Genomic DNA, 24845 nt, shown 5'->3' with positions numbered 1-24845 from the left:
CTCTATTGCAGATAATCAATGTCCGGCAAATATCCCAGCCGGCGTTGTAACTGTGCTTCATAGAGAGACTTCGGATTAACTTTTTGGCCGTAACTCTCCATAAGTTTCACTTGTGATACTTCAAAATCAACATTTTCTCCATGAAAACCTACGATAACCGGCGGAAGAAATTTCCAGCCGCGTTCGTCACTCCACCATATCCAGTTGGTGGCTTCATTGGAGAGCACGCGGGTGGCGCAGAAATTCCAAAGCACCAAGTCGTCCAGATGATTGGGCAACTGGTTCGTGTCCCCACCTTGGTGGGACTGGAGAAAACCACCCGTACAGCCATCCAGCAAAGTCGCCCTGGGCTGTGTGGCGTGTGATTCGAAATTAGTGTCATTTCCCCAGGTGCAGTCCTTGATGACGGTGCCCAATGATTGCTTGCTGACGCCTACTGCGTGCCATTGTCCTGCATTTGCCATAGCTGTTGATTTTGCTTCGTCCCTTACGTCCGCTATCAACACCCGCGATGAGCCGGAAGTATGTACGGAGCAGTGTCCACGGTTTCCGCCGATGCGGATATCGTAGGCGGATATATTGGCGCACAAGGTGAAAGTGGCTGCCTCGCTGACACTGTAGAAGTCTACCCGGCGTACCCAGCCATTGACTATCTGCTGAAAGCTGAGTGGCTTGTAGGCTGAATTTTCATACCATTGACTGTGAATGAAGTTCTCTCCTGCCTGTCCTTTGAAAGACAAGTCTTCCACTCCCACGTTCTCGTAGCAGTCGTAGTGGCATACTGTCCAGTTCCAGCGGGGATTTACTTCATGCATGATAGGTTCGACGAAGGTGATGCGGTTGCCGCTGACGGATTTCACCTCGTGGAAGTCGTACACCTGCACGCCTTGCGTCTGTAACTGTGTCATGGAGCTCATCCATTGGTAAGGATGCAACTCTTCGGCAATCAGTTCGGGAGAGTTGTCTTCCAGTTTCAGACAGACGCGGTCGCCCGGTCGGATACTTCCCGTAGAAGCCACTTCTACGGAGAAACTACCCTTTGGAGAACTTCCCGTTACGTTTGCAAGCAAGTTCGAGAATCCGTTCCAGTTCTTGATGTCGAACATGGACCCCGCCCATTCCACGTTGGGCAGGGGCGGGTAGGGGGCTGCCATGGTGATGGTAGTCTTGTCTCGTCCGGCTCCTTTCAGTATGAAGTTTCCGGCACGTATCTGCATTCTCACGTCATTGGCTGCGTCTCCCCGGTCGCTTTCATCATAGAGGATGAATTCACCTTCGGGAAAGTAAATCAGGGCGTTGGCTTTGCGGTTGCCGTTGATACCTATTTTATCGAGAATCTTCAGTAAGGCTTCCCGGTCGGATTTACCGTCGTCGGGGATAGCTCCGTAGTCGGTGACGTCATAAACAGTATATCCCAATGTCCATACATCGGGTGGTGCCGTTTCTCCGTGTCCGTATCCGGCATAGGAGAAATCAAGAAGTACATTCGCTTCGTTGCCTGCCATAAAATCTGTCCATGCTTTGCAATCGGGAATTCCCGGTTCAGGCTCCGGTTCCGGTTCTGGTATAACAGGCAAAGGGCCTGCCTCTTCCGGTTTTTCGTCGGAATGGCAGGCCGCTGTCACCAGTAAACAAAGCAGGTAGAAGATACTCTTCCCCAGCATGTTTCCCGATAGTTTCATTGGCAAGTAGCGGTTAAGGTGTTGATACTGTTGGCTTGCAGTGTCAGCGGACTGCCGGCTGTGTACCTGTATGATGCGCCGTTGTCACCGATGATTAGGATACACTTTTCGCTTAATTCCTGTGCGGGGACTACACCGCGGAAGGTATCGTCGTTGAGTTTCATCAGGGTGATTTCGGATATGGCAACATCTGTTTTTACAGTTGCGGCCTGTCCCTTGAGGTCTACTGAAGCGGTGGTGTGGGCTTTCAGTGTCACTTTGTCTGCTTTTACTCCTGCGGGCAGGGAGACTTTTACTTCCAGTAGTGCCAGAGCGTGGGTAAACGAAAGCGTAACTGCGTCGTCGTTCGTTTCCGATGTCTCGTTCTTAGCCAGCAGCAGGTCACTGTGGTTCAAGCCGTTGGTGGCCTGGTCTGTATCTACGGTAAAGTCGAAAGTGGTTGCCGTATTTCCTTCTGCGTACGGGTAGTAAGCGTAGAAGTTGACATCGCTCCCGTCGAGTGGGAAAGTGATAGGAGCTTCGGAGTTCCATGCGTTTTCTTTATACAGATAATCCAGGTTGGTGTGAAGAGATGTGGAAGTGGACCGGTTGAGGACGAAGACCCCTATGTGGTCTTCGTCTACAAACACAGTCTTCCGATCGGTGGTCTGCGTGCGTGTCTGCATGATGGTGGTGCTGAAAACAATCTCTTTACCCGTTTCCCGGGGGGATATATCGTCCATCACATCCTGACTGCACGAGCCGAGAAGGATTGCCAGTAATGACATCATTCCCAATCGTATGTATTGTGTTCTCATGATTATTTGTTGTTAGGGGAATAGTGTTACTTTTTCAGTTCAAGTTTCACGTCGTCCAGTACGAATTTGGTGAATTCGCTGTTCGGAGAGAACATGATGAAGAAATTAGTCAGCACTTCGTCCGATGTTTCTCCCAGTTCGCCGTTGCCGTCAGGATACGGATAAGGAGCTTTCACTTTCTGTGAGAAGTCGAAATCGAGCGCATACTCGGTGTAATCCTTCTTCAAGCTGATTTGTCTGTATCCTGAAGGTGTTTCGGATTCGTTGTTGCGTGCTGCAATGACGCATTCCTTACCGTTGTTGCCGATGATGATAACTTTCATGTTGTTGCCCGAAGTGCCTTTTGCCTTGAAGGTGAGACGGTACACTTTGCGTTGCATTTCCTGGTTCTTGGTACGATAACACAAGTAAGTGCCATACCAACTCTTCTGCTGATAGAAGTCACAACGGATTACGTTGTGCTTCAACGCTTTGTCGAGTTCTACTTTCACGTCTCCCGTTTCCAGTTCTCCCGCCACGCGGTAAAGCCATATGTCTGTCTCTTCGGGATTGGCTTTATCGTCTTGTACCGGGGCTATACTTCCCACGGGCAGACTGGCGATAGCTTTAATCTCCACTTTGTCTTTTTGCTTGTCGGCGTTGTTGTCAGATGCTTTTGCGTTCACTGAAGTCAGAAGGGCAGCAGCCAATAAGGATGCCAATCCCAGTTTAAAATTCATTGTTTTCATACTTTTTGTTTTTTAGAGTTGTTATCAATTAGTTTTTTTTGAGTTCAAGTACTACGTCATACAGATAGAATTCGGTATCGTTGCTCGCAGGTGAGAACTGGAGAAACAGATTGTCCAGAACTTCATCGGTTGTTGCTGTATATTCTGTGACGGTATCATAGATGCTTAAAACTTGTTTGGAGAAATCGAAGTCTATCCGGTATTCCTTATACTCATCTGTAAGGTTGAATATGTAAGCTCCTTGATATTTATTGTCAGCAGCGTTGATAGCTATAATCTTTTTATCTTCTCTCAAGATGAAACATCTTACCGACTTGTTGGCAGTACCTTTCATTTTGAACTTGAGAGTATATACTTCCCGTTTCGGAGATTGCATTCTGTGAGCGATATAAGTCTTATACCAGGTATTGTTATCGTTTATTTTGCAATGTATCACATTATGTCCCAAAGACGGATCGTTGACTACTGCTGCCGCTCCGGCCTGACTGACTCCCTTTGCTACAAATATCCAGTCACCGATTTCATATTGCCAGGGTTTGTCATTTGCTGTCTCTGCTTTTATGTCTCCTGCCGGTAAATCGTCGATTGTTCTCAGTATCCAGTTTTCCTGCAGATTTCCCGTAATTTGATTGCCGTCTGCCCAGTCTGCAATCGGTTCTTCCGTTGTTTCAACGGTAATCTTATCCAAAGAGATCGTAGCAGTACATATGTAACGGTAACCCTGTCTCAGTTCGGCCAACTTCTCCGATAATTCCCAAGTATATTCACGGTTCATTTTCGGGAATGAAACGTAAAGCTGGTATCCTTCAATCGAAGATGCCGGAATCACTTGTGCCGTGTCGCTGTTGGCTGTTGCACTGGCTTTCATCGTGATGTCCTTCTTTGCTTCGAGATTCTCGAACTGACCGGACAGAAGATTGAACTGCGCTTTGGTATCTATCCCTTTCAGCATGGCAGTCGCTTCTTTCAGGTATTCTTTCGTCACTCCGTCACCGGGGACAAGGTCGAGTACGACTTGCGCCAATACCGGCCGAAGCTCCATAGCTACCTTATTATTGTCTTTGCCCACTCCTTTGCAATTGGTGGAATAAAGGAAATTGAAAGGCGATGCACTGTTTTGATTGGATATATCCATTGATATGCGGTTCTCCGTCAGGTTTTCCGAATAGGGGAAATAGGCGATGAGATTCGTCTTGCTGCCGTCTTGCGGGAAATAAATAGGGTCGTCTCCTACAGGCGGGGCGAAATATCCCGCAGGTACTTCAAGGGATTTATACAATACATTCTCATAAATGTTTTCTCCATTCTCCGTTGTCAGGAATACGCCGATATTTTTTCCGTTTTTCCACTCTCCACCTGTAGCCTTCGGGTCGAAGCTGTAAGTCTTTCCGGTTAATACAAGAGGCGTATCGGTGAGCTGTATTTCGTCTTCCTTCTCACTGTCATTGTCGCATCCGTAGAATGAGAGTGATGCAGCGGTCATCAATAATGCCGTATAAAATAATTTATTCTTCATGTGAGTTTAATTATGTTATTTGTTTGATAATATATCATCGACTGTTATTCCACCACTTTGATTTTGATTTCTCTTACCTGTTCCGTGAAATTCCATGCGTTGGCGTTGCGTGCCACGAAAGTGGCTGTATATTCTCCCGGTTCATTGTAAATATGTGTGTAGCTGGGCAAGGCGGCGGAATAGTTCTTGATGGAAAGCCCTTCGTCGGCACTGACTTTTGCCGCATCTATTGGTAAACTGATTGCCCATACATATGTGCCGTTTTTTCCGTTACGCCCGTTGATGGAGACTTTCGAGTCGTCCACTGCGGTAACGGTCGGATTGTCACTCGAAGTATCGTTCGATTTGATTCTTACGAAGTTAAAGCCAAAATCTGCTTTGGGAGATGTCTTCTGCGTCATCTTTCCATCTATGGTCTGATTCAACTTCGGATAGAAGTAGACATCGGGATGAACATACTTTTGCTCTTTTTCTTCATCGTTCAAGGCAGGCAGGTTATATTCAATTGCCAGATAGAAGTTTTTGTATTTGTAGTCGGACAAATCAACCTGTACGTCGCTGACGGTGCCGTGTGCATAACCTTCATATTCCGATTCTATAACAGGTACTTGTAATTGTCCGTTCATATCGCTCCAAGTGGCCTTATTGATGTTTTCTTCGTCATAAATCCCGTTGAAGTCTTCTGAAATCAGTACCCGTATTCCGTTTCTGAATCTTTTGGTTGCATATTTTAATTCCAGATTGTATGTTAGGCTTAAGTCTTGCACGTCAGCCGTTGTCCGGTTACGATTGGCATATTTCTTGCCGTATTCTCCTGAATAGAAGAGCAGATAATCGGGGTCTCCGTACAGATTGAAAGTGACAGGGTCGCCTGCTTTAAAGGTTTCTTGCGGATTGTTCAGACCTATGCTGAAATCGAGGTCGTCAATGCCGTTGTTGTCGCAGGAACCGAATGTACCTGCAAATAGCAGGAACATTCCGTATAGTATTGTATTTTTGTACTTCATAAAGCGTTGTTCTTTTTATCGTTTATAAAATTACCATCCCTCGTTTTGTCCGCATATCGGATTGGTATTCAGTTCTGTTTCCGGAATGGGGAAATAGATATGTTTGGGTTGCAGTTCGATGCCGGGTTGTGCCTTGATATTGACACCTGCATAAGAACCACTCACTGTGATGGGATAACCAATCATATCACCGTCATATTCTCCGCCTACGATGATGTTCTGGTCTGCCAGCATCTTGATGCGTTTCTCAAAATAATCTTTGCCCCAACGGCGGAGATCCATTTTGCGGTTGCCTTCGTAGCACAGTTCACGGGCACGTTCGTCACGGACAAGTTCGCGGAAACTTTCAAAATCATAGTCACTCAGCTTGATTTCGCTGGCTTTGGCTCTTTTTCTTACTTCATTGATAGCGTCTACCGCTTCTTGGGTAGGAGCCTGGTTCACTTCGTTGGCAGCTTCGGCAATCATCAGCAATACATCCGCATAACGCATGATAGGGACGTTGATGGAGGTGGTGTATTGTGTCAGCGGGCGTACAACTTCATATTCCCTGCGGTATTTGGCAGCATCTCCGTCGCGCATGGATTTCAGTTCGGATTCCGTCTTGTATTTGCGGGTTACCTTTTCCGTATTTTCGTTTATCTTTTCCGTCTGGAAACCATAGTTGGAGAAGTTCCACCATTTGCGCTTGTCGTTTTCTTCATACATACGGAACAGAATACGTGTACCGTTGTAGAAACCGTAACAGAAACCGTTGTCGGGGTCGAGGGCCGAACCTTGTGTGATTCCGATAGAGAGGCCGATAGAACCGGATTCGCGGGTGATGTTCAGGTCGTTACCATACATTTCCGCTTCAAACATATTTTCTTTCCAGTTATATTTGTCGGAGCACAAGTCGATGAAGAGCGCTTCATAACCGTTCAGCTCACCCCGTTCCTGAACCAGTTCGTGCAGTTCGCTGTCCCTTACCTTGCGGGCGTAGGTCAGTGCTTCATTCCATTTGTCGGCATATACCGGATAGCCGGACATCCACATATATGCCCTTGCCATAAGTGCTTGTGCGGTAGTTACCGATATATGGCCTGCTTCTGCCAGTTCATCAGCGGTGAGACAACCCTGTTCGGCGGCTTCGAGGTCTGAAATGATTTGCTTGTAGATGTCGATTTGCGGGCTGCGCGCCAGTTTCTGCGAGTTCAAGTCGCGGGTGCCCGTCAGGCGTAAGGGGACTTCTCCCCAAAAACTTACCAGGTTCATGTAGTACAGGGCACGCAGGCCTTTGGCTTCTGCCAGCAGGCGTTGTTTGGTGCGTTCATCCTTGCATACGTCCGCCGGTTTGTCGGTGATGGCTTCGATGTAGGTATTGGCGCGGTTGATACCTCTGTACAGTTCCGTCCATGTCTCTTTCAGTTCCTTGTCTACGGAAGTATAGTTGTTGAGATAGAGCTTTGTCATTCCGATACTATACTGCTTGTTGTACACCATGATGTCCGAACCGGCATCACAGGTAGTGATAAGGTGGCCGCCGTAGAGTTTTGAATTGCTCATCGGGTCGTAGATTCCTGCCAGTCCCGCTTCGCAACTCTCCAGATTGTTGTACACATTGTTTTCCGACAGCTCATCGTAAGTATCTGTTTCCAGAAAGTCACAAGCCGACAGGCAGGCTGTCAATCCGATATATATCAATAGTTTCTTCATTTTTCTTTCGTTTTATCAAGTTATTACAAACTCATTTTCACACCGAATGTATAGGTTGCCGAGCGTGGATATGCCGAGTAGTCGAAGCCTCTCGTCATGGACGAGTTGCGGGTGGATACTTCGGGGTCGTAGCCGGAATAATTTGTCCATGTTATCAAGTCCTGTCCGGTGACGTAGAGCCGCAGCGATTTGATTTTGCCCTTTTTCAGCCATTTGGCGGGGAAGTTATATCCCAGTTGTATTGTTTTCAAGCGAAGTACCGATGCATCTTCCACTTCACGGTCGGTATTGAAGCCCGGCTCGTAGAAACCTCTGGTGGGAGCCCACAGGTAATTGGTGTAGTTCCCCGGAGTGATGGAACCGTCTGCGTTGACCGTGCGGGGCGTCCAGTGGTTTACTGCTGTTGCCAGTTGGTTGGTATGCGCACTCTTGAGTTCTTCCAGCAGTTTGCGGTTGTAGTTAATCAGGTCGTTGCCGTAAGACCATTGCAGGAAGATGCTTAAATCGAATCCTCTGTATTCGAACCGGTTGGTAAAACCGCCGATATGTATCGGAAGTCCGTGACCGATGATGGTACGGTCGTCCGTCGTAATCTTGCCGTCACCGTTGATGTCTTTCAGTTTCGGGTCGCCCGGACGGATTTCACTTCTCTTGCGTCCGTTGTCGGGGATACCGTCTTTCAGCACGAAGTTGTTCGGTGATACTTCGTTGAAGTCTTCGTATTGGTACACTCCGTCAAATACATATCCGTACATTTCGGAAAGCGGATGGCCTACCTTGGCGATGTACATATCCGGAATTTCAGGGTAGCGGATTCCCACTACGCGGCTTGTCTGTCCGTCGGACAATGCGGTGATTTCGTTCTTGTTGAACGAGATATTGAATGAACTTGTCCATTTCAGCTTATTGTTTCCACCTTTCAGGTTGACTGTATTGATGGCGAACTCAAAACCGGAGTTGCGTACGCTGCCAATATTCTGCTGCACTTGTTCGAATCCGATGGATGGGGGAGTGTCGGCATATAACAACAGGTCTTTGGTATGCTTGTTGTAATAGTCGATGACAGCATTGATGCGGTTGCCGAAGAATCCGAGATCCAGTCCGATATTAGTCTGATAGGTGGATTCCCATTTCAAATCCTTGTTTGCCATCTGACGGATGTAAATAGCGGGATACATTGTATTGTTGAATGCGTAATTCTCATTACCTGCATAAAGCAGATGTGACGGATAGTTCTCCTGTGTACGGTTGTTTCCCGTGATACCCCAGCCTGCTCTTAGTTTCAGGTTGGACATCCACTTCCGGACAGGTTTCATGAATTTTTCTTCCGATACTCTCCAGGCTCCGGATGCAGAGGGAAAGTATCCCCATTTGTTGTATATCAGGCGTGAAGAACCGTCGGCGCGGATTGTTCCGGTGAGCAGATAGCGGGATTTCCAGTCATAGTTGGCACGTGCGAAGAAGGACATCATGTGTTGTTCTGTCTTCTCGGCATAAATCTTTTTGGGAGTTCCCTGGTCTATTCCCCAAAGTCCGAGTTCTTCCCAGGGAACCAGTGATGCCTGACCGCCCAGACGTTGGTACTGGTTGCTGGAAATTGATGCTCCCAACATACCTAAGATATTATGGTTCTTCACTTTGGTGCGGTAGGTCAGCGTATAATCATTCGACCAGTTGTTGTACTCCGTATAGTTGAAACTACCGTTCTGTTTGTCGGGCTGGTAGCGTGCGTCGCCCCAATAAGTCTCTGAATTATTAAATGAAGTACTTCTGACGATATTCGAACTCAGGGCACCTGTCACTTTGAATTCCAGTTTCTTGGTGATTTTCCAGGTCAGGTAAGCGTTCATGTTCAGTTGGCGGCTTAAATTGCCGGAATCTTCATTCTGAACGGTTTTCACCGGATTATACCGATAGTCGGTGGCGCTGTTGATGTTCGGGTCAAAAGGCTGGTTCAGTATATCCTCGTCCAACTTGTAAGCCAATGGGCGGTATCCTAATATGGAATAGAACAGGTAATGGCTTGATGTCCATCCGCCGTGACTCTCGGACGGGTTGGCGCCATGCGTCCTGTTGTTGGCGTAGTTCACGGTAAATCCTACGGTAACATTGGATGTAACCTGCTGGTCGAGGGTCAGACGTGTGCGGAAGCTGTTGTATTCGGAACCGGTCAATGTACCTTTCTGGTGGAAATATGAGGCGCTTGCGCTATATTTGGTACGTTGTGTTCCACCGTTGAGCGAAACATGATGGCTGGTGAACGGTGCACCGTCCAGCACGATGTCCTGCCAGTTGTATGCTTTTCTGTTGCGGTAATCTTCCAGTGTTTGATGACGGCCCAACTTTTCGTCATAACTCAGGTAGGTTCTATCCAAGTATTGTTCGCTGTATTGGTTCAGTTCCGTCTGTAGCTTCACGAAATCGTAAGCTCCCATCATTTTGAGGAACTGCGGCTCTGTCTGCCAGGAGAAGTAACCGTCGTAAGTCACGGTAGGGGGAGCTTCCTTTCCTCTTTTCGTCTGTATGATGATGACACCGTTGGCGCCGCGGGCTCCGTAGATAGCGGTAGCCGATGCGTCCTTCAACACGTCGATGGATTCGATATCATTCGGGTTGTAGGCAGCCAAGTTGGGGTCTTCCATCGGAAATCCGTCGATTACATAAAGAGGAGAGCCGTCGGAACTGTCGGAGATGGTGTTACTGCCTCGAATGACAATGTTGGAGGTGGCTCCCGGCCGGCCGTCGGTAGCAACTACCTGTACACCTGCGATACGTCCTGCCAGTGCCTGGTCAATGGAAGCAACCGCCGCTTTTGTCAGGTCTCCCATATCGGCCTTGCTGACAGCACCCGTCAGGTCGCTTTTCTTCACCGAGCCGTATCCGATTGCCACTACTTCGTCCAGCATCTTGGCGTCTTCCTTCATTTCTACGTTGATTTGTTTCTTGTTGCCTACCGTAACCTCTTTTACTGCATATCCTAAAAAAGAAAAGGTAAGTACGGATGAACCTTTCGGCATTGATATGCGGTAGCGTCCGTTGGCATCGGTGACGGTTCCCGTTTTTGTCCCTTTAACAATGACGCTTACACCGGGCATCGGTTCTTTGGTTTCGTCTGTCACCACTCCGGTTATGGCAACCTGTGCGAAGACAGTGGAAATAGAGAAGAGCAGTATCCAAAAGAAGGACTGACTTCTTTTCGAAAATAAGATTCGATTCTTTTTCATGTTCTTAAATTAAGATTAGACATTTCTGTTTTTTTAAACTGATACGGCAAATGTCGGAACTATGGCAATTTACTACCTGCATCATCAGTACAAACGACGGACACAATGCGTACAAATCGTGGCTGTACTGTATTGGGACGGTGATTTGTACGTAGAGTTAACCTGCATTGTACGCTATGTGCCCCTGAAGACTTTTGGTATGTCCTACTTTTGTAGCGAAGACTAATATCAAAAAATCTAATATCAAAAAAGTGATTATGAGTAAAAGTTGGTTGGTGCTTGTCGCAGGTTTGTTATTCTTCAGTTGCGTCAAGCGAAATCCCGAAAAAGAAAAAGATCCTCTTCCCCGGACACAGAAGGAGAGGGTCAAGTGGTTTGAAGAAGCACGTCTCGGCATTATGATTCATTGGTCATTGTGTACTCCGGCATCCGGTCGTTTTTATGGCGAGAAAGTCCGTAACTCGGAATATGCCGAATGGATACGTTGCCATAATAAGGTACAAAAAGCAGACTGGGATCAGATGGCTAAACGTATGCCGATTTCCGAGAAGGAGATAGAAGATTGGGTGATTGCTACGAAAGAAGGGGGATTCAAATATCTCACTTTTGTGACGAAGCATCATGACGGAGTTGCATTCTGGAACTCGAAAGTCAGTGACTATACTTATGGAAAACTGTCGGGAACCAATTTCGACGTATTGAAATGCCTGAAAGAAAAATGTGAGAAACACGGTATTATACTTTGTGCTTATTATTCACATTGGCTGGATTGGGGGCATCCGAACGGACGTAACAACGACTGGGACTATGCGGATGAACAGAAACCGGGCTTTGACCGCGTTGCGGCAGGACGCGGAGACATATCGGCGCCTTACCGCCGGTTGCCGACAGAGGAAGAATATGATAAATACTGGCGTGAGAAGGCAATGCCGCAGGTAGCCGAACTGATAAAGGACTATGGCGTGAAACTGTTCTGGTTCGACTGTTGGCGTGAAGACCCTGTTGCCGAAGGGCAGATGACCGAAAAACAGATGCGTGATATGCTTGCCATGATTCGCGAACTTGATCCTGCCGTATTGGTAAATACGCGCCTTGGGATTCACGAGGTGGGTGATAACGGCGTTGACTTTCAGACGATGGGTGATAACGAATTTCCCGACCGGCCTCTTGGCCATACCTGGGAGACGGCAGCTACTTTCAATCATACTTGGGGCTATAACCGAGATGACCAGAATTGGCGCTCTACCACGTACTTCGTACGCGAAATCGTGAAGGGGATATATAAAGGTGGCAATGTGATGTTGAATATCGGCCCTCGTGCAGATGGTTCCATCCCGCCCGAAATCAAAACCCGTATATCTGAAATCGGTAAGATGATACATCAGAATAAGGTGGGCTTCCACGGTACATATCCTTCTCCTTTTGCCGAGGAGTCACAGGACTGGGGATTTATCACACAACGTGCTGAAGACGGCAAGACGAAAGTGTATCTGCACGTCTTCGAGTGGCCTTCGGATGGTGTCATACGTGTCAATGGCTTGAAAAATAAGGTATTGACTGCCCGTATCCCTTCTTTGAATAATGAAAATGTGGAATTTGTACAGAAAGGATTACTTTTGCATGTACGGGGCCCGATAAGCGAACCGGTATCTTATGATTCGGTCATCGAACTGGAAGTGGAGGGAGAATTGCAGGCGGAAAACGGTTTTTGTGGCGAAATCAACTTCGGTGGTATTGCGATGGGACAGGCGAAGGCATCCCTGGCAGGCGGACTGGAACGTGCGAAAGGGATAGATGTCACCGGAGTGGGCTATATATCTCCTACCAGTATCCGCGGATGGGGGTCGGCTGATGATGTCGCTTCTTGGAAAGTGTATATTCCTGAAGCAGGGGAGAGGGAATTGTCAATCTGCTATGCTTGTGATTCGGTTTCTGCCGGACAGCCTTATTGTGTGGAAGTGGAAGGTGTGGATTCTGTGAAGGCTGTGACGTTGGCTGGGCCTAAAGGATTCGGTGAATTCTACACCCGACATCTGGGTAAGGTTAAATTTCCGGAAGCCGGGATATATACTGTGAAGGTGCGTCCTGAAGGTACTCCGAAGAAGGAGCTGTTCGGATTGAACTGGCTGTTTATTGAATAAAATTTTAAATCGGTAAAATATGAAAAATAAAAGAGATTTTTGCCTGTCGTTTTTGTTGCTGATAGGCTTCGTGACTGTTTTTGCACAGTCGGATAAAGAAAACGCGATACATAAGTTGCGCGAGTATTATTCAAAGAATATGGGTACTTATCCTATCCGTATGAAAATAAACAATGCGGATACTTACCTGAAACAGTTGAATGAGGAGGGGCAGTTTGAAGATTTGATAGCTTATGAAAAGGAGATTCACGACCGTAACTGGCTGAAATCCGTCTCTTTTCAAGACCAGCAGAATATGGGACTTTACCTTGCCGACGCAACTGAACGCCTGTGGGTGATAGCCAACAACTTTCGGAGAGCAAAGGTAGATACGATTCCCGAACGTTTTTGGAAGGGTGTGTTGAGATATGGGGATATTGAAACCCGCCGTCAGCCGAACGATCGTTTCCATGCTTCTTGCTTCGCTATTCCGAAAGCGGCTTGCGGGGTTTATTACGCTTTGTTCAATCAGATGGATATTCCGGGAGATACGGTGGTTGTTCGTAAATCTGCCTGTGATATGCTGAAAAAATTGGCGATGCAGTCGTGGACGCAACCCAAACGTAATGATGATACGGAAAAGAATGTGGTAAGTGTGGAAAGGTTCCGCCATCATGTTTCATGGGTGGGTGGAAATGCGCTTGCCTATCGTCCGCTGTTGGAGACGGCTGTATTGATGGATTCCATTCCGATGGTAGATGTAGTGGCGGAAGTAGCGAAAGGTAGCTTGAGCAGTGTGTCGCAGCCTACTTATCAGGATGCTTTTTGGAATGAGGGGTTCACCGCAGATGGAGCCGGTTGGGGGCATGGTCTGCAGTGTCTCGTATGGGGATATCCTATTCACGGAGCACAGAGTGCACAGAATTTGTTATGGACGCTCCGTGGGACTCCCTGGGCGGAAACTTTGACCCGTGAGAATGCGGATGCATTGCTTAATTTCTATCGCGGCAGCACATTCTATTATTACAAAGGATTTATCCCCCCTTGCCTGGATCGTTATTCAATGGTGTATTATGAAGGGAAGTCGGCTCATATCCCTTATTATGAAATGATGAAAGCTTCTGTCACCCGTTGGCCTAACTCTTTCACGGATGATGAAGTCCGCGAATTGAAACAGTTGATTGTGGAAGCGGGAAAAGATAATATCCGTATGGACGGTTATCCGGCAGGGCACTATAACGGTACGCGCTGGTTTTACAATAATGATGATCTGATTAAGCGTAATGCTGATTATTATATGTTGGTGAATATGGCTTCCAACCGTTGTGACGGTTTGGAAAGTGCCAACAACTTTGCAGATGAGTATAATATCTATACGAATGACGGACTTACTTATTTCCAGCGTAAAGGGGATGAATACCGGAAAGTGATAGGAGCTATGGACTTGACGGCTCTGCCCGGAATTACAGCCCGTGAAGGACAGGAAAAACTGAAACCGTTTACCAACTGGAGAGGATTTACCAGTAAGCACAACTTTGCAGGTGGAGCGACAGATGGTGGACAGAATGCGGTGGCAGGCTTTATCTTCGAGAAAGTGGACGCTATGACCAGGGAAAGAAAGGACGTGAACATCATCAATCCGGTGGCTTTCGGGGTAAAGGCTTATAAGTCATATTTCATGCTGGGCGATTATATGATTGCTCTTGGAGCCGGCGTCACCAATCTGGAACCGGAGCAGGAAGGTACGATATGCACTACTATGGAGCAGACTGCTCATCAAGGGAAAGTCACTCTGTATGACGGAAAGAAGCAGCTTGAACCGTCGTCCGGTGTCAACTCGTTGATAAATAAAGGTAAGTCGTTGTGGGTAATGCAAGAGGGCGGCTTCGCTTATATGCCTTTGCCGGAATTTACATCAAAGGCATTCTTCTGTTGCGAAACTCGCCCCAACGAATGGTTGAAGAGAAACCTGTCGAACAAAGGCAAGAAGAATCTGCCGGAAACGGCTGATATTCTCCGTGTTTGGGTAGACCACGGCCGGGAAGTCAAGGATGATACATATGGTTATGCTGTGTATGCAGGCGAAGGACTTCCGGCGAAGAAGAATCCGTTTGCAGTGCTTAGAAATGATACATTGGTACAAGCTGTCCAGTCAACTGATAAGAAAGTACTGGAAGCTGTGTTCTATTCAGCCGGCGAAACGTTGAGATGGCAGGGAATCCCAGTGAAAGTTTCCGCTCCTTGTGTGTTGCTTATCGAGAAAGAGGGAAAAGGCTACAAAATTTCAGTAACAGACCCGACGATGAACACACAACTGAAAGAAATGAAAGTGGAAATTGGAAAGACTTCTGCTACGATTGCTTTGCCGACAGGGAAAGATTGTGGAAAGAGTGTGACAAAGGTCGTATAATTTGCCTTCTGATAAAATTGGGTAGACGGACGATTAGTTGGTTTTAATAAGAACCGTCCGGGTTTGTTTTTCAATAAGGGGTATCTAGAGCTGAGGATTATGATGGAATCCGGCTTTTGATACCCCTTTTCTTGTGTGTTTATATTTTACATGTCTTCCAATGAATAACCTTTCTTGTTTATTCATCTTGAAAACGCTTCAAATCATAAAACATGGAACGGGTGACATCATTCTGGTCTTTCTCTGAAATGAAGTCAAATCCGCATCTTTGATAAAATTCGACTGCATTATGGTAAGCATCTACGGTTATAAAGCGACATCCTGTACGATTATCATGCGTAAACATGAATTTTATCAGGCGTATAATATCTCTACCAAGCCCTTGACCAGCGAATTCTTCTGATATAGCCAATCTACCTATCTTAACAGCAGGATAATGTTTTCTCCGTTTAGGATTGGCAACACGTCGGCTTAATTTATTCCAAATGGAACGTTGTTCTGGATCAAAAGTTATCTTATCATTCAGTAAACTAAAATAGGCAACAGTTTTACCCTGTGGTAAATCTTCAAGTAGATAAGTTACAGCCATTAGCTCAGTCAAATACTTTTGTGCGTCATCAAACAAAAAACCGTTTAAGTCACTATCCTTGCACTTAAACGGTTTTATTTTAGTATCTACCTTTAACGGTATAAAATCATAATTTTCAATAGCCATTGTTACAATGTAAATGAAGCAATGGCTTTGAACTTCTCGTAAACTTTCTTTGCAGCTTCTTTCTCTTCCTTACTTTCAGGTTTGAGATTTGCCATTTTCTCTGCAAAGCGTTTAGCATCTTTTCCAGTTAAAACTGGAGTTTCTTTTATTGGTCGAGCCATAGCATTTATATGAATTAATAAATGCTAGAACAAAGGTACTTCTATTATTTGAATTCTCAAAATAAATCAGGTGCTATTTTATCAATCGTTTCAAACGTCTCCATAATCTTTCTATCCAACTGACATGGAAAGATTCTTCGTACTGTGCAACTATTTTCTTGCAATCCCGTAACCGGACGTTTTGTCTTTTCATTGTAGCTTGTATTTCGCTTATTTGGGCGATTTTATCTCTTTGCAGCATCAGTTCTTTATCTTGTTTTCCAATGATTTCGACATAAATATCACAGATTCTTGTTTTTGAAATACATAGTTCTTCCAGTGTGTCAATGTACTCTGCTGTGATACCTCTTTTACATTTATCTATGAATTCTTGGAAACTTTTCTCGTCAATGGCAGGAGTATCCTCTTCATATGATATGGGAAATCTTTTCATTTCCGCCCAGAGCTGGATGATTGCTTTGTTATATCCATACTTTACCGCTGCTTCGTTTATGTTTATCCATTTCGACATGATGCTTTTTTTTAAGGTGTTCCACAATAGTGAGTGATATATATATTTTGTTTATGTGGTACAACTTGCATCCAGCCTTTTGTGTGTCGGACGGCGGGCGTATGATTTAAGGTTATTATGGGGATTTTGATAACCGACCGGATACAAAAAAGGCATGGATGCTGTTGAACCATTATCTCCATCTGAGGCCTAGCAAACCGTTCCGCAAGATAATGATAACAACAAGCATCCACGCCAATCGTTTATATATAACACATCTCTTACGGATATGTTGATATAAGCTATTCACGTGGAGTGTCTGTTGTATCATCTCCCCTACGGATAGAAACTGCTAGATTTCAGATGGGGGAAGATAATACGTTATTTACTCCATTAAGAAATAAAATACCGCCTTCCATTTATTCCATCACGCCGATGAATGGAAAACGTGCGACAAAGATAGATGTTTTTTTTGATATGAAGTGGTAATATGGGAATAAATGTAAGAAGTTTAGTATGTAAGGGCAGATTTGTGCAGTTCTACTATTTTTCAACTAACTCGAATTTGTAAAGTTAAAACATACTATTGTATCTGTTAATATCGTTTTATGCTATTATCGAATATTATTGTATCTAATACAAAGAAACTTCTGCCATTTTAGTTTTTAAAATAAATCAGATGTTATTTTCGGTTATGAAAGGTTTATGAGCAACGAAATTCCCCTTTTTTGTATGAATAATATAAGTTCCCGGTTCTGATATAGCTATCGGATTCTGACCTTCTATTAATATTTGAGTAGGATGATAAACACTTGCGTAACATAAATCTTTGATAACAACTGCTTGCGCTTCTTTGTCATTACGGATAATACGGATAGAGTTACTGTCGAAATTGCGAACTTTTTGTTGTGTGGTGGCTGGAAGTGTCAGATATATATAAGACGCAGGCATATCTTTGCGATGTTTCAAATAAATGGAGAATAGTTTGTTTTTTAGGACTTCGGGTTTGTACATTCCCATGAAGTCTTTCCATTGTCCTTCTTTATTCTCGGTCAGAGCGATGCAAGTGTCCGCTTGTAATATAATATATCCTGTATTATTATGGAAGAAACGTTTGTTGCCATCAGACCATACTTTGCCTTTACTGAATCGTTGGTCGATGGACGTCATAATAGTAGCTGTGCTGTCCGCATGAATGTCACTTCCCATACATAGTACGTAATCATCCGTGAATACCCATGCCTTATTAGCTTCCAATTTATTGCGTTTCAGTTGCATGGCAGTGATACCTGTGTTCTCGTAAGTCGCTCCGCCAACGCAAGAACTGTGATTCCGGGAATCAGTTTTGTTGGGATTTGGAATAGGGGCATTGCTTTCATAAGTGGTAATTCCCGGAATCCTTCTCCAATCCCAGAAAGGAAAAATGTTATGGTATTCATCTCCGCGCACATAAGTGTATAGCGCGCCGTCAGCCATGTAATATCCTTTCAGATTATCTTCGTTCACCAGTTCTGTACCAATTACTCGTTTGGAAGCCATACGTACGGAAGCCATCCATCGGGAAGTACGGTGAATTGTATAATCCGATTCCCAAAAATGTTTGTTTCCGGTAAACGTTTCGGGAATTTTTGAAGAAATGGAATTCCGGTTGATCATTTCTTGTATTTTTCCTGAAACTTCCGGTTCGCTGCTTTTCATCAGAGAATATGCAGCAAAAAGCAACTTGAATCCTTTGTCGATATCCGCATTCCGGAATAGTTGCCGGTTCAATCCGTTTACGTCCCAATATCCTCTCCAGACAATCCATTGATAACCTTCGAGTAGGAGAGAAGTGAGAATTTTCTGTTGTTCTTTAGAAAAAGCAAGGGAAGTCCCGGCAAACATTTCCGCATAGAAACTCATATTGCATATAAAGGACAATCCGTAATTACCGAATTGTTGTTGTGAACCATGTTGGTGGAAGCTCCAGTCTGCTTTGATTCCTTCTTTTTGACCAAGTAATATTTCAGAACTTATGTTTCTCTGTGCTTCTTTAACCAGTTCCCAATCATTTTGCAGGATGGCTCTGATTAATACATTACCTGCCAGCCAGACTTTATTCTGCCCTGTCATTCCGAAAGCGGAGTTCATCATGACTTTGACGGCTGCCTGCTTTTCTTCTTCATTCATTTCCTTTTCGAATAGTAAGAAAGCCGGTCCGAGTGTGCGTGGTATGCCGATTTGATTATACCACCAATTGGGACATACCAGCTCATGTTTGAACCAGAAATTCATTGCCTGGTGGATTGTGTTAGCCAGTCGGGATATTTGGGCAGGTTTCAGTTGTTGCTGTTTCTGATAATAATATTTGGTAAGCTTCAAGATTCGTTCTGCATGAATTTTGGGCTCCCAGCCGGAACGTTTAGTATCTTTATAATTGATGTCTTTCCATGATCCGTCCGCACAAAGAGTATTTGTGAGATACTTGATTTCTTTGGAAGAAATAGGATATAGCTGTTGTAACTCAATCACATTCTGATCGGATACTTCTTGCTCCCGGGGAATTGTTGCAAGCTGTTTGAGAAGAACTCTCTTCCCTTCATCTTCACCAAGAGTTGCATGTATATAATTCCTCTTGATTAGTGCTATCGAATCGCTGAAAGACTTTTGTGCATGAGCTGTACAGCACGTGATAAGAAGAAATAGTAATAGTTGCTTTCTCATTCAGAGTTTATTTGCGATATTAGTACTAAAAAGACCTTTTATCCCTTACTTCAAAGGAATTACCATATTCCATGATTTTGTGGCGTTCTCAAATCCGCCGGGACCATCCATTGTTGCAAAGAAGGCATGTGTGGCTTTTCCATTCTCAAAGAGAAGGAACGGGCGTTCCAGTTGTCCTTGCATTTCAACTTTTCCATCTTCCCATTCTACGGTGCGTGAATAGGCTTTCGGGTCTTTATCTACAGTCCAATGGATGCCATCGGTCGAGTGAGCCATGACTCCGCCACCTCTTTCGCCTGTATATTTGGCTACGTGATCTTTGAAAATGGCGTGATACCCTTTAGAGTCTTTCCACAAAAACGGATCTTCGGCTTCTCCTTGACCGTCTACCTGGAAGATGGGCTGGTCATTGTTCAATACCGTGTAAGGCCCTTCAATGTTGGGAGCATAAGCGATTCCTAATGCCATGTCCGAGTATTTGCCGTTTTCAGTATGAGCCCTTCCTTTGAAAATCATCATCACCGAGCCGTCTTCTTGGATAACAGGCGAAGGGTTGGATGCTAAATAGCTATAGAAAGTATTGGCTTTTGTCTTTAATATCGGTTCGTCGAAACGTTTCCAAGGACCGTAAGGAGAATCTGCAACAGCCAATCCGATGCGTTTATTGACACGTCCGACGATGCACCATGGGCTGCTTAATGTCAGTTCATCATAAGTCGGTTCGCCGAATGGGTGGGTAGAACCCATGTATATAAGGTAATATTTGTTCTTGTACTTCAGGATACGCGGATTGTGGGTGGAGCGTCCGTCCCAATATTGCGCACCACGTGCCGGCAGGGCAATGTCGCAGAATTGGTAAGGACCTTCAGGTGTATCGGATACAGCATGTACAATCTCCGAGGCAATCATCCATCCCGGATGGAAAGGCAGTGACTTAGGGAAGCGGGAAACAAACATATGATATTTTCCGTCTTCTCCTTTGATAACGGAGCTTCCCCAACTCCAATATCCTTCACATTCAAAAGCCGGAGTGCGGGGAGCTTTGCCCAATCGATGAAACAACTCATTCTGTGATTGTTGTTTCATGACCAGTAAGTTTTCTAGTTTTTGAGCATGAGTATGCATCGCATATAGCACAAAGATTAGGGATAAAAGAGTCGGATAATAAGTTTTCATAGCCATTGCTTTAATTTTTAATTAGTTTTCGGAAGCAAAGAAAGTGACTTTTCTTCTAAAGAAAGTGGTATTAAAGTCCCAAATAGGTGCTTCCTGAATCCAAAAACTGTTTTAAACCGCCTTTTCGTCACTTTCTCCTTTTCGATATGCTTGCGGCACTACCTGATATTTTTCTTTGAAACTCTTGCTGAACTGCCGTGGAGACGAAAAACCTAGTTTGTCGGATATCTCCGATATATTCAGTTCCGGATGCTCTTTCAACAAGATTGCCGCCCGTTTTAAACGGATGGTTACAATGAAGTCATACGGAGTTTTGCCGGTGATATCTTTCAGCTTGGTGAATAGCTTGCTTCGTGCGATTCCTATTTCACGGGCAAGCATATCTACATTGAATTCCATGTTGTCTATATGCTGGTCTATAATTTTCATGGCTTTGTCTATAAACTCCTTGTCCATCGGATTGGTAGCTATAATTTGCGGGGTTTCCTGCGGGTGCTTGCTGAATTTCTCCTGTAACATGATTCGGTTGTTAATCAGATTGTTGCAACGGGATAACAGGATGTTGACATTGAATGGTTTGGTTATGTAGTCATCGGCACCCAGGCGCAGCCCTTCCATACTATGTTCGATAGACGTTCTTGCCGTGAGGAGTACCACCGGAATGTGGCAGGTTTCTAAATTCTCCTTGACTAGCTTGCATAAGTCAGTTCCCGACATTTTGGGCATTACAACATCGCTTAGTATAAGATGAGGATGCTCCGATTGCACTTTCTCCCATCCTTCTTCTCCGTCGCAAGCGGTGAACACCTGGTAGAATGGGGCGAATATGCCGGCGAGCATTTCCCGGAGAGATTCGTTATCTTCCACAATGACAATTTTTATATCCCGTTTTTTCTCGGCATAGGAGTCGGAGTTTAAGGTTTCTTGTTCGCTCAGAAGATTTTGGGCAAAGTCCGGGAGCAGGTTTCCTTCAATAGGGGAGTCTTCTTCGGATTCGCAGATTTGTTCGGGTGTAAAATGTTCCTTGCCCGTTTGGAGATGTACACTGAAGGTCGCTCCCTCGCCCGGTTCGCTATATACTTCTATACTTCCGTGATGCAGCTCGATAATACCTTTGGTCAGTGCCAATCCGATTCCTGTTCCCATGTAAGATGGGGAAGTTGATTGTTCGGTCTGATAAAAACGGTCAAAGATCTTGTTCAAGTCTTTCTGGGCGATGCCGGAACCGTTGTCGGTAACTTCAATCACTACTTCCTTGTTGCCTTTACGCACGGAAACTGTGATTTTTCCTCCCTCTTTGGTGTGCTTGAATGCATTGGATATCAGGTTGTTCATCACCTTTTGGAGTTGTTTTTTATCATACCAGACCGGAATTACGTCCTGTGCCTTGTTAAATCTGAATGTGATTTGCCGTTGCGCGGCATATTCTTGAAACAACAGATAGCTTTCGTATACAAAGTCTACCAGGTTGTGTTCGCTCACTTTGATTGTCATATATCCTTGCTCCTGTTTGCGGAAGTCGAGCAGTTCGGTAATCAGCTCACGCATTTGCAGGCAGTTTTTATATACACCCAGAATCCGGTTGTAAATGGAAGGCGCGAAGGAACGTGCCTGTAACAGCATTTCCATCTGCCCGATGATGAGTGTCAATGGAGTGCGGAACTCATGGGAGATATTCGTAAAGAAACGGAGCTTTGTCTGGTTGAGCTGTTCGATATCTTCCGCATGTTTTTGTTCGTATCTCAGAGACTCCTGAAGTTTGATACGATTCTTGTAAGTGCGGACGATGAAATAGAGGATAACACCGATGCAAAGCGTATAAAGTAGGTAAGCCCAGACAGTGCGGTAGAACGGTGGTAATATTTTAATGTCGAGATGACTTTCGGGAATGAGCTGATTGTTTTTGGCACGTACTATTAATGTGTATTTTCCCGGATTCAGGTTGGTATAGGTGATAGTGTGCTGTCCGTACAGGCCGGTCCAGTTTTTGGAGAAACCTTCCAGAAAGTATTCAAGGTCATCCCTGTTGGAAGGAATATAATTGGATATGGCATATTCGATACTGAACATGGACTGGTCGGCCTTCAATGTGATTTGAGGGCTGTCGGTAAGAGAGTGTTGCAGAATCCCGTTGTCATCGTTGACTTGTACGGCTTGCCCGTTGACAGACAAGCTGAAAGGATGGATTTGATAGCTTTGGGGGACATAGTTGATATGTTCTTCCCGAAAAGAAATCATACCGTCCGTTCCTCCGATATAGATGTCTCCGTTGGATGCTTTAAAAACAGAACGTTCATTAATGGCAGATAGGGGAAGTCCGTTCTCTTTCGTATAGTTTGTGAATTTGCGGCTGGGATAGTCCAGAATAGAGAACCCGATATCGGTGGTGAATAAAATCTTATTCGGAGAAAGCTCGCATACATCATATACGCAGTTGCTTCCCAAGCCATTCTTTTGTTCGTCGAAGTTCTCGAAGTCGTTCGTTTCGTGTTTATATAAATCGACACCGCTTTCGGAAGTACAGAACCATAGTCTTTTCTGGCTGTCTTCGTAGATGCGTCCGATATGATTGCTGCTGATACTATGTTCTAACGCATGGTTATGTTTATAGTTTTCTGTTTTCTTTGTATCGTCCCGATAGGCATAGACACCTTCTCCGTTTCCGCTGATCCAAAGCGTTCCCTGATAATCTACATGAACCGATACGGTACCGCTAATAGGACTATCCTGAAATAAAAGAACCGCTTTTTCAGTTTTGGGATTAAACTGGCAGACTCCTTTGTGAGTGGCAAGAAGAAGATTGTCTTTGTAAGGAACAATTTCCCGGATAATATTTGAAGGGAGAGAACCCTTGTCGCTATTTGTATGATAACGGGTGAATTTGTTACTGCGAAGATCCAGCTTGTTCAATCCTCCCATGTGGGTACCTATCCATAAGATTTTGTTAGGATGATCGTAATAGATGGTTTTTACATTATTGTGTGAAAGACTATTGGGATTGCTGCTGTGTTTGTACCATTGAAATGTATTTGTTTGAGGATTATATTTAGTGATTCCTCCGCCTTCGGTACCTATCCATACATTGTGCAGGCTATCTTCCGTGATGCATCCTACTATGGGAGCACTTAGGCCGTTATTTTCCGTTTTTGCAGCTTGGAAGTGCCGGTATATCTGGCTTTTGGGGTTGAAATAGTTGACTCCTCCGAAATAGGTTCCCGCCCAGATCGTTCCTTGTCTGTCGCATAGCAGGCTCCAGATGGACGAATTGGTCAGACTTTTGTCCGTCTCTTGTTTCTGGTAGTGGGTAAAGGTATTGTTGGAGGCATTGAACTTATTTAAACCGTTGAAGGTGCCTATCCATATATTCCCATCCTTGTCTTCGCAGAAGTTCCGCGCGAAATTAGAACTGATACTTGTCGGGTCATTCTCGTTGTGTTTGAAATTGGAGATTGAGGCACCGTTGATGATATAAACTCCCTGTTCCCAAGTGCCTATCCATACTTTCCCTGTAGAATCCTTGAAGATATTGGTAATATTCCCTTGTGGAAGGAGATGAACGGCTTCTTGTTTGTTATCGAGCCGGAACAGCCCGTGTTCTTCCGTTCCTATCCAAGTATATTCATCTTCTATATATAAGGCGTTGATATTGACAGAAGGGGAGTCCTTCAATTCATAAAAAGGCACAAAACGTTTGTTTTCATATCGATAGATTTTATTCTTTTGTGAAATATACAATTGTTTATGGTAGCACATGGTTCCTGTTGTACCCTGCAATAACGTTTTAAATTGATTTCGGGCTGTGTTAAATGCAGAAATACCTTGGGCGGTTATGATATAAATCTCGTCTTTTCCGTCACCGGTAATGTGTAATACTTTGTTGTCTATCAGACTATTGGGATTGTTTTTACTAAACTTGTAGGTGATGAATCTGTTGCCGTTATAGAGATTTACACCATTTCGGGTACCAAACCACATAAAGCCTTTTCCATCCTGATAGATAGCCATGACCGAATTGTTGGAAAGGCCATCGTTCGTAGTCAGGTGGTTGAAGGATATTTCCTGCGCCGTACATTTCAGGGCGGACAGCAAGAAGATATACATATAAAATAAAAATTTGCCGAAATTCATTTTATAATAGATTGTTGGTTAGACTGCAAATATAAGTCTTTTTGTTTGAATGTGCTTTTTTTGCAATGGATTTGTGGCAAATAAGAGGTACGTTCTGAGTCTAAAAATACTACGCTTAGAGTCCCCAATGTATGTTGGGAAGGGGTGTAGACGCATGATGTATTCTTTATGGATTCAGGATTCGGTGCTTTTTCCGGGTGGCTGCTATCTTTGCGGTGTGAATAACAAAACTAATATTTAACGTGAGTTCGATATAAGGGTTAGAATTATTTATTTGAAAATTAGGAACATAG

General features: G+C 44.7%; 16 protein-coding genes. 3 read left to right on the top strand and 13 right to left on the bottom strand.

All coding sequences use genetic code 11. The features are described from left to right. Nucleotides 1-2: 2 nt before the first annotated feature. The 7 genes from RDN93_RS10330 to RDN93_RS10300 are packed head-to-tail and all read right to left on the bottom strand — an operon-like array spanning nucleotide 3 to nucleotide 10649. Nucleotides 3-1682 carry a DUF4955 domain-containing protein gene (locus RDN93_RS10330; protein ID WP_308745442.1) on the bottom strand — a complete coding sequence of 560 codons (1680 nt, stop codon included), beginning with the start codon at nucleotides 1680-1682 and terminating at the stop codon, nucleotides 3-5. Next, complete coding sequence (locus tag RDN93_RS10325; RefSeq protein WP_308745441.1) at nucleotides 1679-2479, bottom strand: fimbrillin family protein; 801 nt, start codon at nucleotides 2477-2479, stop codon at nucleotides 1679-1681. Before RDN93_RS10325 ends, RDN93_RS10330 begins: the two co-directional genes overlap by 4 nt. Before the next feature lie 26 nt (nucleotides 2480-2505). Further along, the gene (locus tag RDN93_RS10320) at nucleotides 2506-3207 is read right to left on the bottom strand and encodes a DUF4627 domain-containing protein (protein WP_308745440.1); all 702 of its coding nucleotides are present in this window, start codon (nucleotides 3205-3207) and stop codon (nucleotides 2506-2508) included. A gap of 28 nt (nucleotides 3208-3235) precedes the next feature. Next, entirely contained in the window at nucleotides 3236-4723 is a 1488-nt protein-coding gene (locus tag RDN93_RS10315; RefSeq protein WP_308745439.1) for a fimbrillin family protein, read from the bottom strand. A gap of 44 nt (nucleotides 4724-4767) precedes the next feature. Continuing rightward, a complete protein-coding gene (locus RDN93_RS10310; RefSeq protein ID WP_308745438.1) occupies nucleotides 4768-5730 on the bottom strand; it encodes a DUF5017 domain-containing protein in 963 nt (320 codons plus the stop codon). Between the two features lie 30 nt (nucleotides 5731-5760). Beyond that, a complete protein-coding gene (locus RDN93_RS10305; RefSeq protein ID WP_308745437.1) occupies nucleotides 5761-7425 on the bottom strand; it encodes a RagB/SusD family nutrient uptake outer membrane protein in 1665 nt (554 codons plus the stop codon). 23 nt (nucleotides 7426-7448) lie between these two features. After that, nucleotides 7449-10649, bottom strand: coding sequence for a TonB-dependent receptor (locus RDN93_RS10300; RefSeq protein ID WP_308745436.1), 3201 nt, complete (start codon nucleotides 10647-10649; stop codon nucleotides 7449-7451). A 61-nt stretch (nucleotides 10650-10710) separates the two neighbouring features. Here RDN93_RS10300 and RDN93_RS10295 point away from each other — a divergent pair, with 61 nt between their 5' ends. From RDN93_RS10295 to RDN93_RS10285, 3 genes are read left to right on the top strand one after another with little or no spacing between them, the layout of a single operon-like run. Further along, on the top strand, nucleotides 10711-10875 hold the full coding sequence (locus tag RDN93_RS10295; RefSeq protein WP_308745435.1) for a hypothetical protein: 165 nt from the start codon (nucleotides 10711-10713) through the stop codon (nucleotides 10873-10875). Nucleotides 10876-10906: 31 nt separating this feature from the next. Next, on the top strand, nucleotides 10907-12790 hold the full coding sequence (locus RDN93_RS10290; protein ID WP_308745434.1) for an alpha-L-fucosidase: 1884 nt from the start codon (nucleotides 10907-10909) through the stop codon (nucleotides 12788-12790). A gap of 19 nt (nucleotides 12791-12809) precedes the next feature. Next, a complete protein-coding gene (locus RDN93_RS10285; RefSeq protein WP_308745433.1) occupies nucleotides 12810-15179 on the top strand; it encodes a polysaccharide lyase family 8 super-sandwich domain-containing protein in 2370 nt (789 codons plus the stop codon). A gap of 178 nt (nucleotides 15180-15357) precedes the next feature. Here the strand turns inward: RDN93_RS10285 and RDN93_RS10280 are convergent, their stop codons facing one another. The 6 genes from RDN93_RS10280 to RDN93_RS10255 all read right to left on the bottom strand — a co-directional run bounded on the left by RDN93_RS10280 (nucleotide 15358) and on the right by RDN93_RS10255 (nucleotide 24525). Further along, complete coding sequence (locus tag RDN93_RS10280; RefSeq protein WP_308745432.1) at nucleotides 15358-15894, bottom strand: GNAT family N-acetyltransferase; 537 nt, start codon at nucleotides 15892-15894, stop codon at nucleotides 15358-15360. A gap of 2 nt (nucleotides 15895-15896) precedes the next feature. After that, on the bottom strand, nucleotides 15897-16055 hold the full coding sequence (locus RDN93_RS10275) for a hypothetical protein (RefSeq protein WP_022139652.1): 159 nt from the start codon (nucleotides 16053-16055) through the stop codon (nucleotides 15897-15899). Between the two features lie 73 nt (nucleotides 16056-16128). Then, on the bottom strand, nucleotides 16129-16566 hold the full coding sequence (locus tag RDN93_RS10270) for a hypothetical protein (RefSeq protein ID WP_308745431.1): 438 nt from the start codon (nucleotides 16564-16566) through the stop codon (nucleotides 16129-16131). A 654-nt stretch (nucleotides 16567-17220) separates the two neighbouring features. Then, nucleotides 17221-19248 carry a polysaccharide lyase family 8 super-sandwich domain-containing protein gene (locus RDN93_RS10265; protein WP_308745430.1) on the bottom strand — a complete coding sequence of 676 codons (2028 nt, stop codon included), beginning with the start codon at nucleotides 19246-19248 and terminating at the stop codon, nucleotides 17221-17223. Between the two features lie 45 nt (nucleotides 19249-19293). After that, the gene (locus RDN93_RS10260; RefSeq protein ID WP_374047396.1) at nucleotides 19294-20373 is read right to left on the bottom strand and encodes a glycoside hydrolase family protein; all 1080 of its coding nucleotides are present in this window, start codon (nucleotides 20371-20373) and stop codon (nucleotides 19294-19296) included. A 162-nt stretch (nucleotides 20374-20535) separates the two neighbouring features. Beyond that, nucleotides 20536-24525, bottom strand: a complete 3990-nt coding sequence (locus RDN93_RS10255) for a two-component regulator propeller domain-containing protein (protein ID WP_308745429.1) — start codon at nucleotides 24523-24525, stop codon at nucleotides 20536-20538. Nucleotides 24526-24845: the final 320 nt, after the last annotated feature.

The sequence above is a fragment of the uncultured Bacteroides sp. genome (assembly GCF_902491285.1).
Taxonomy (GTDB): Bacteria; Bacteroidota; Bacteroidia; order Bacteroidales; family Bacteroidaceae; genus Bacteroides.
The sequence above is the reverse complement of the archived record's forward strand: the minus strand, read 5'-3'. Positions and strand labels throughout refer to the sequence as shown.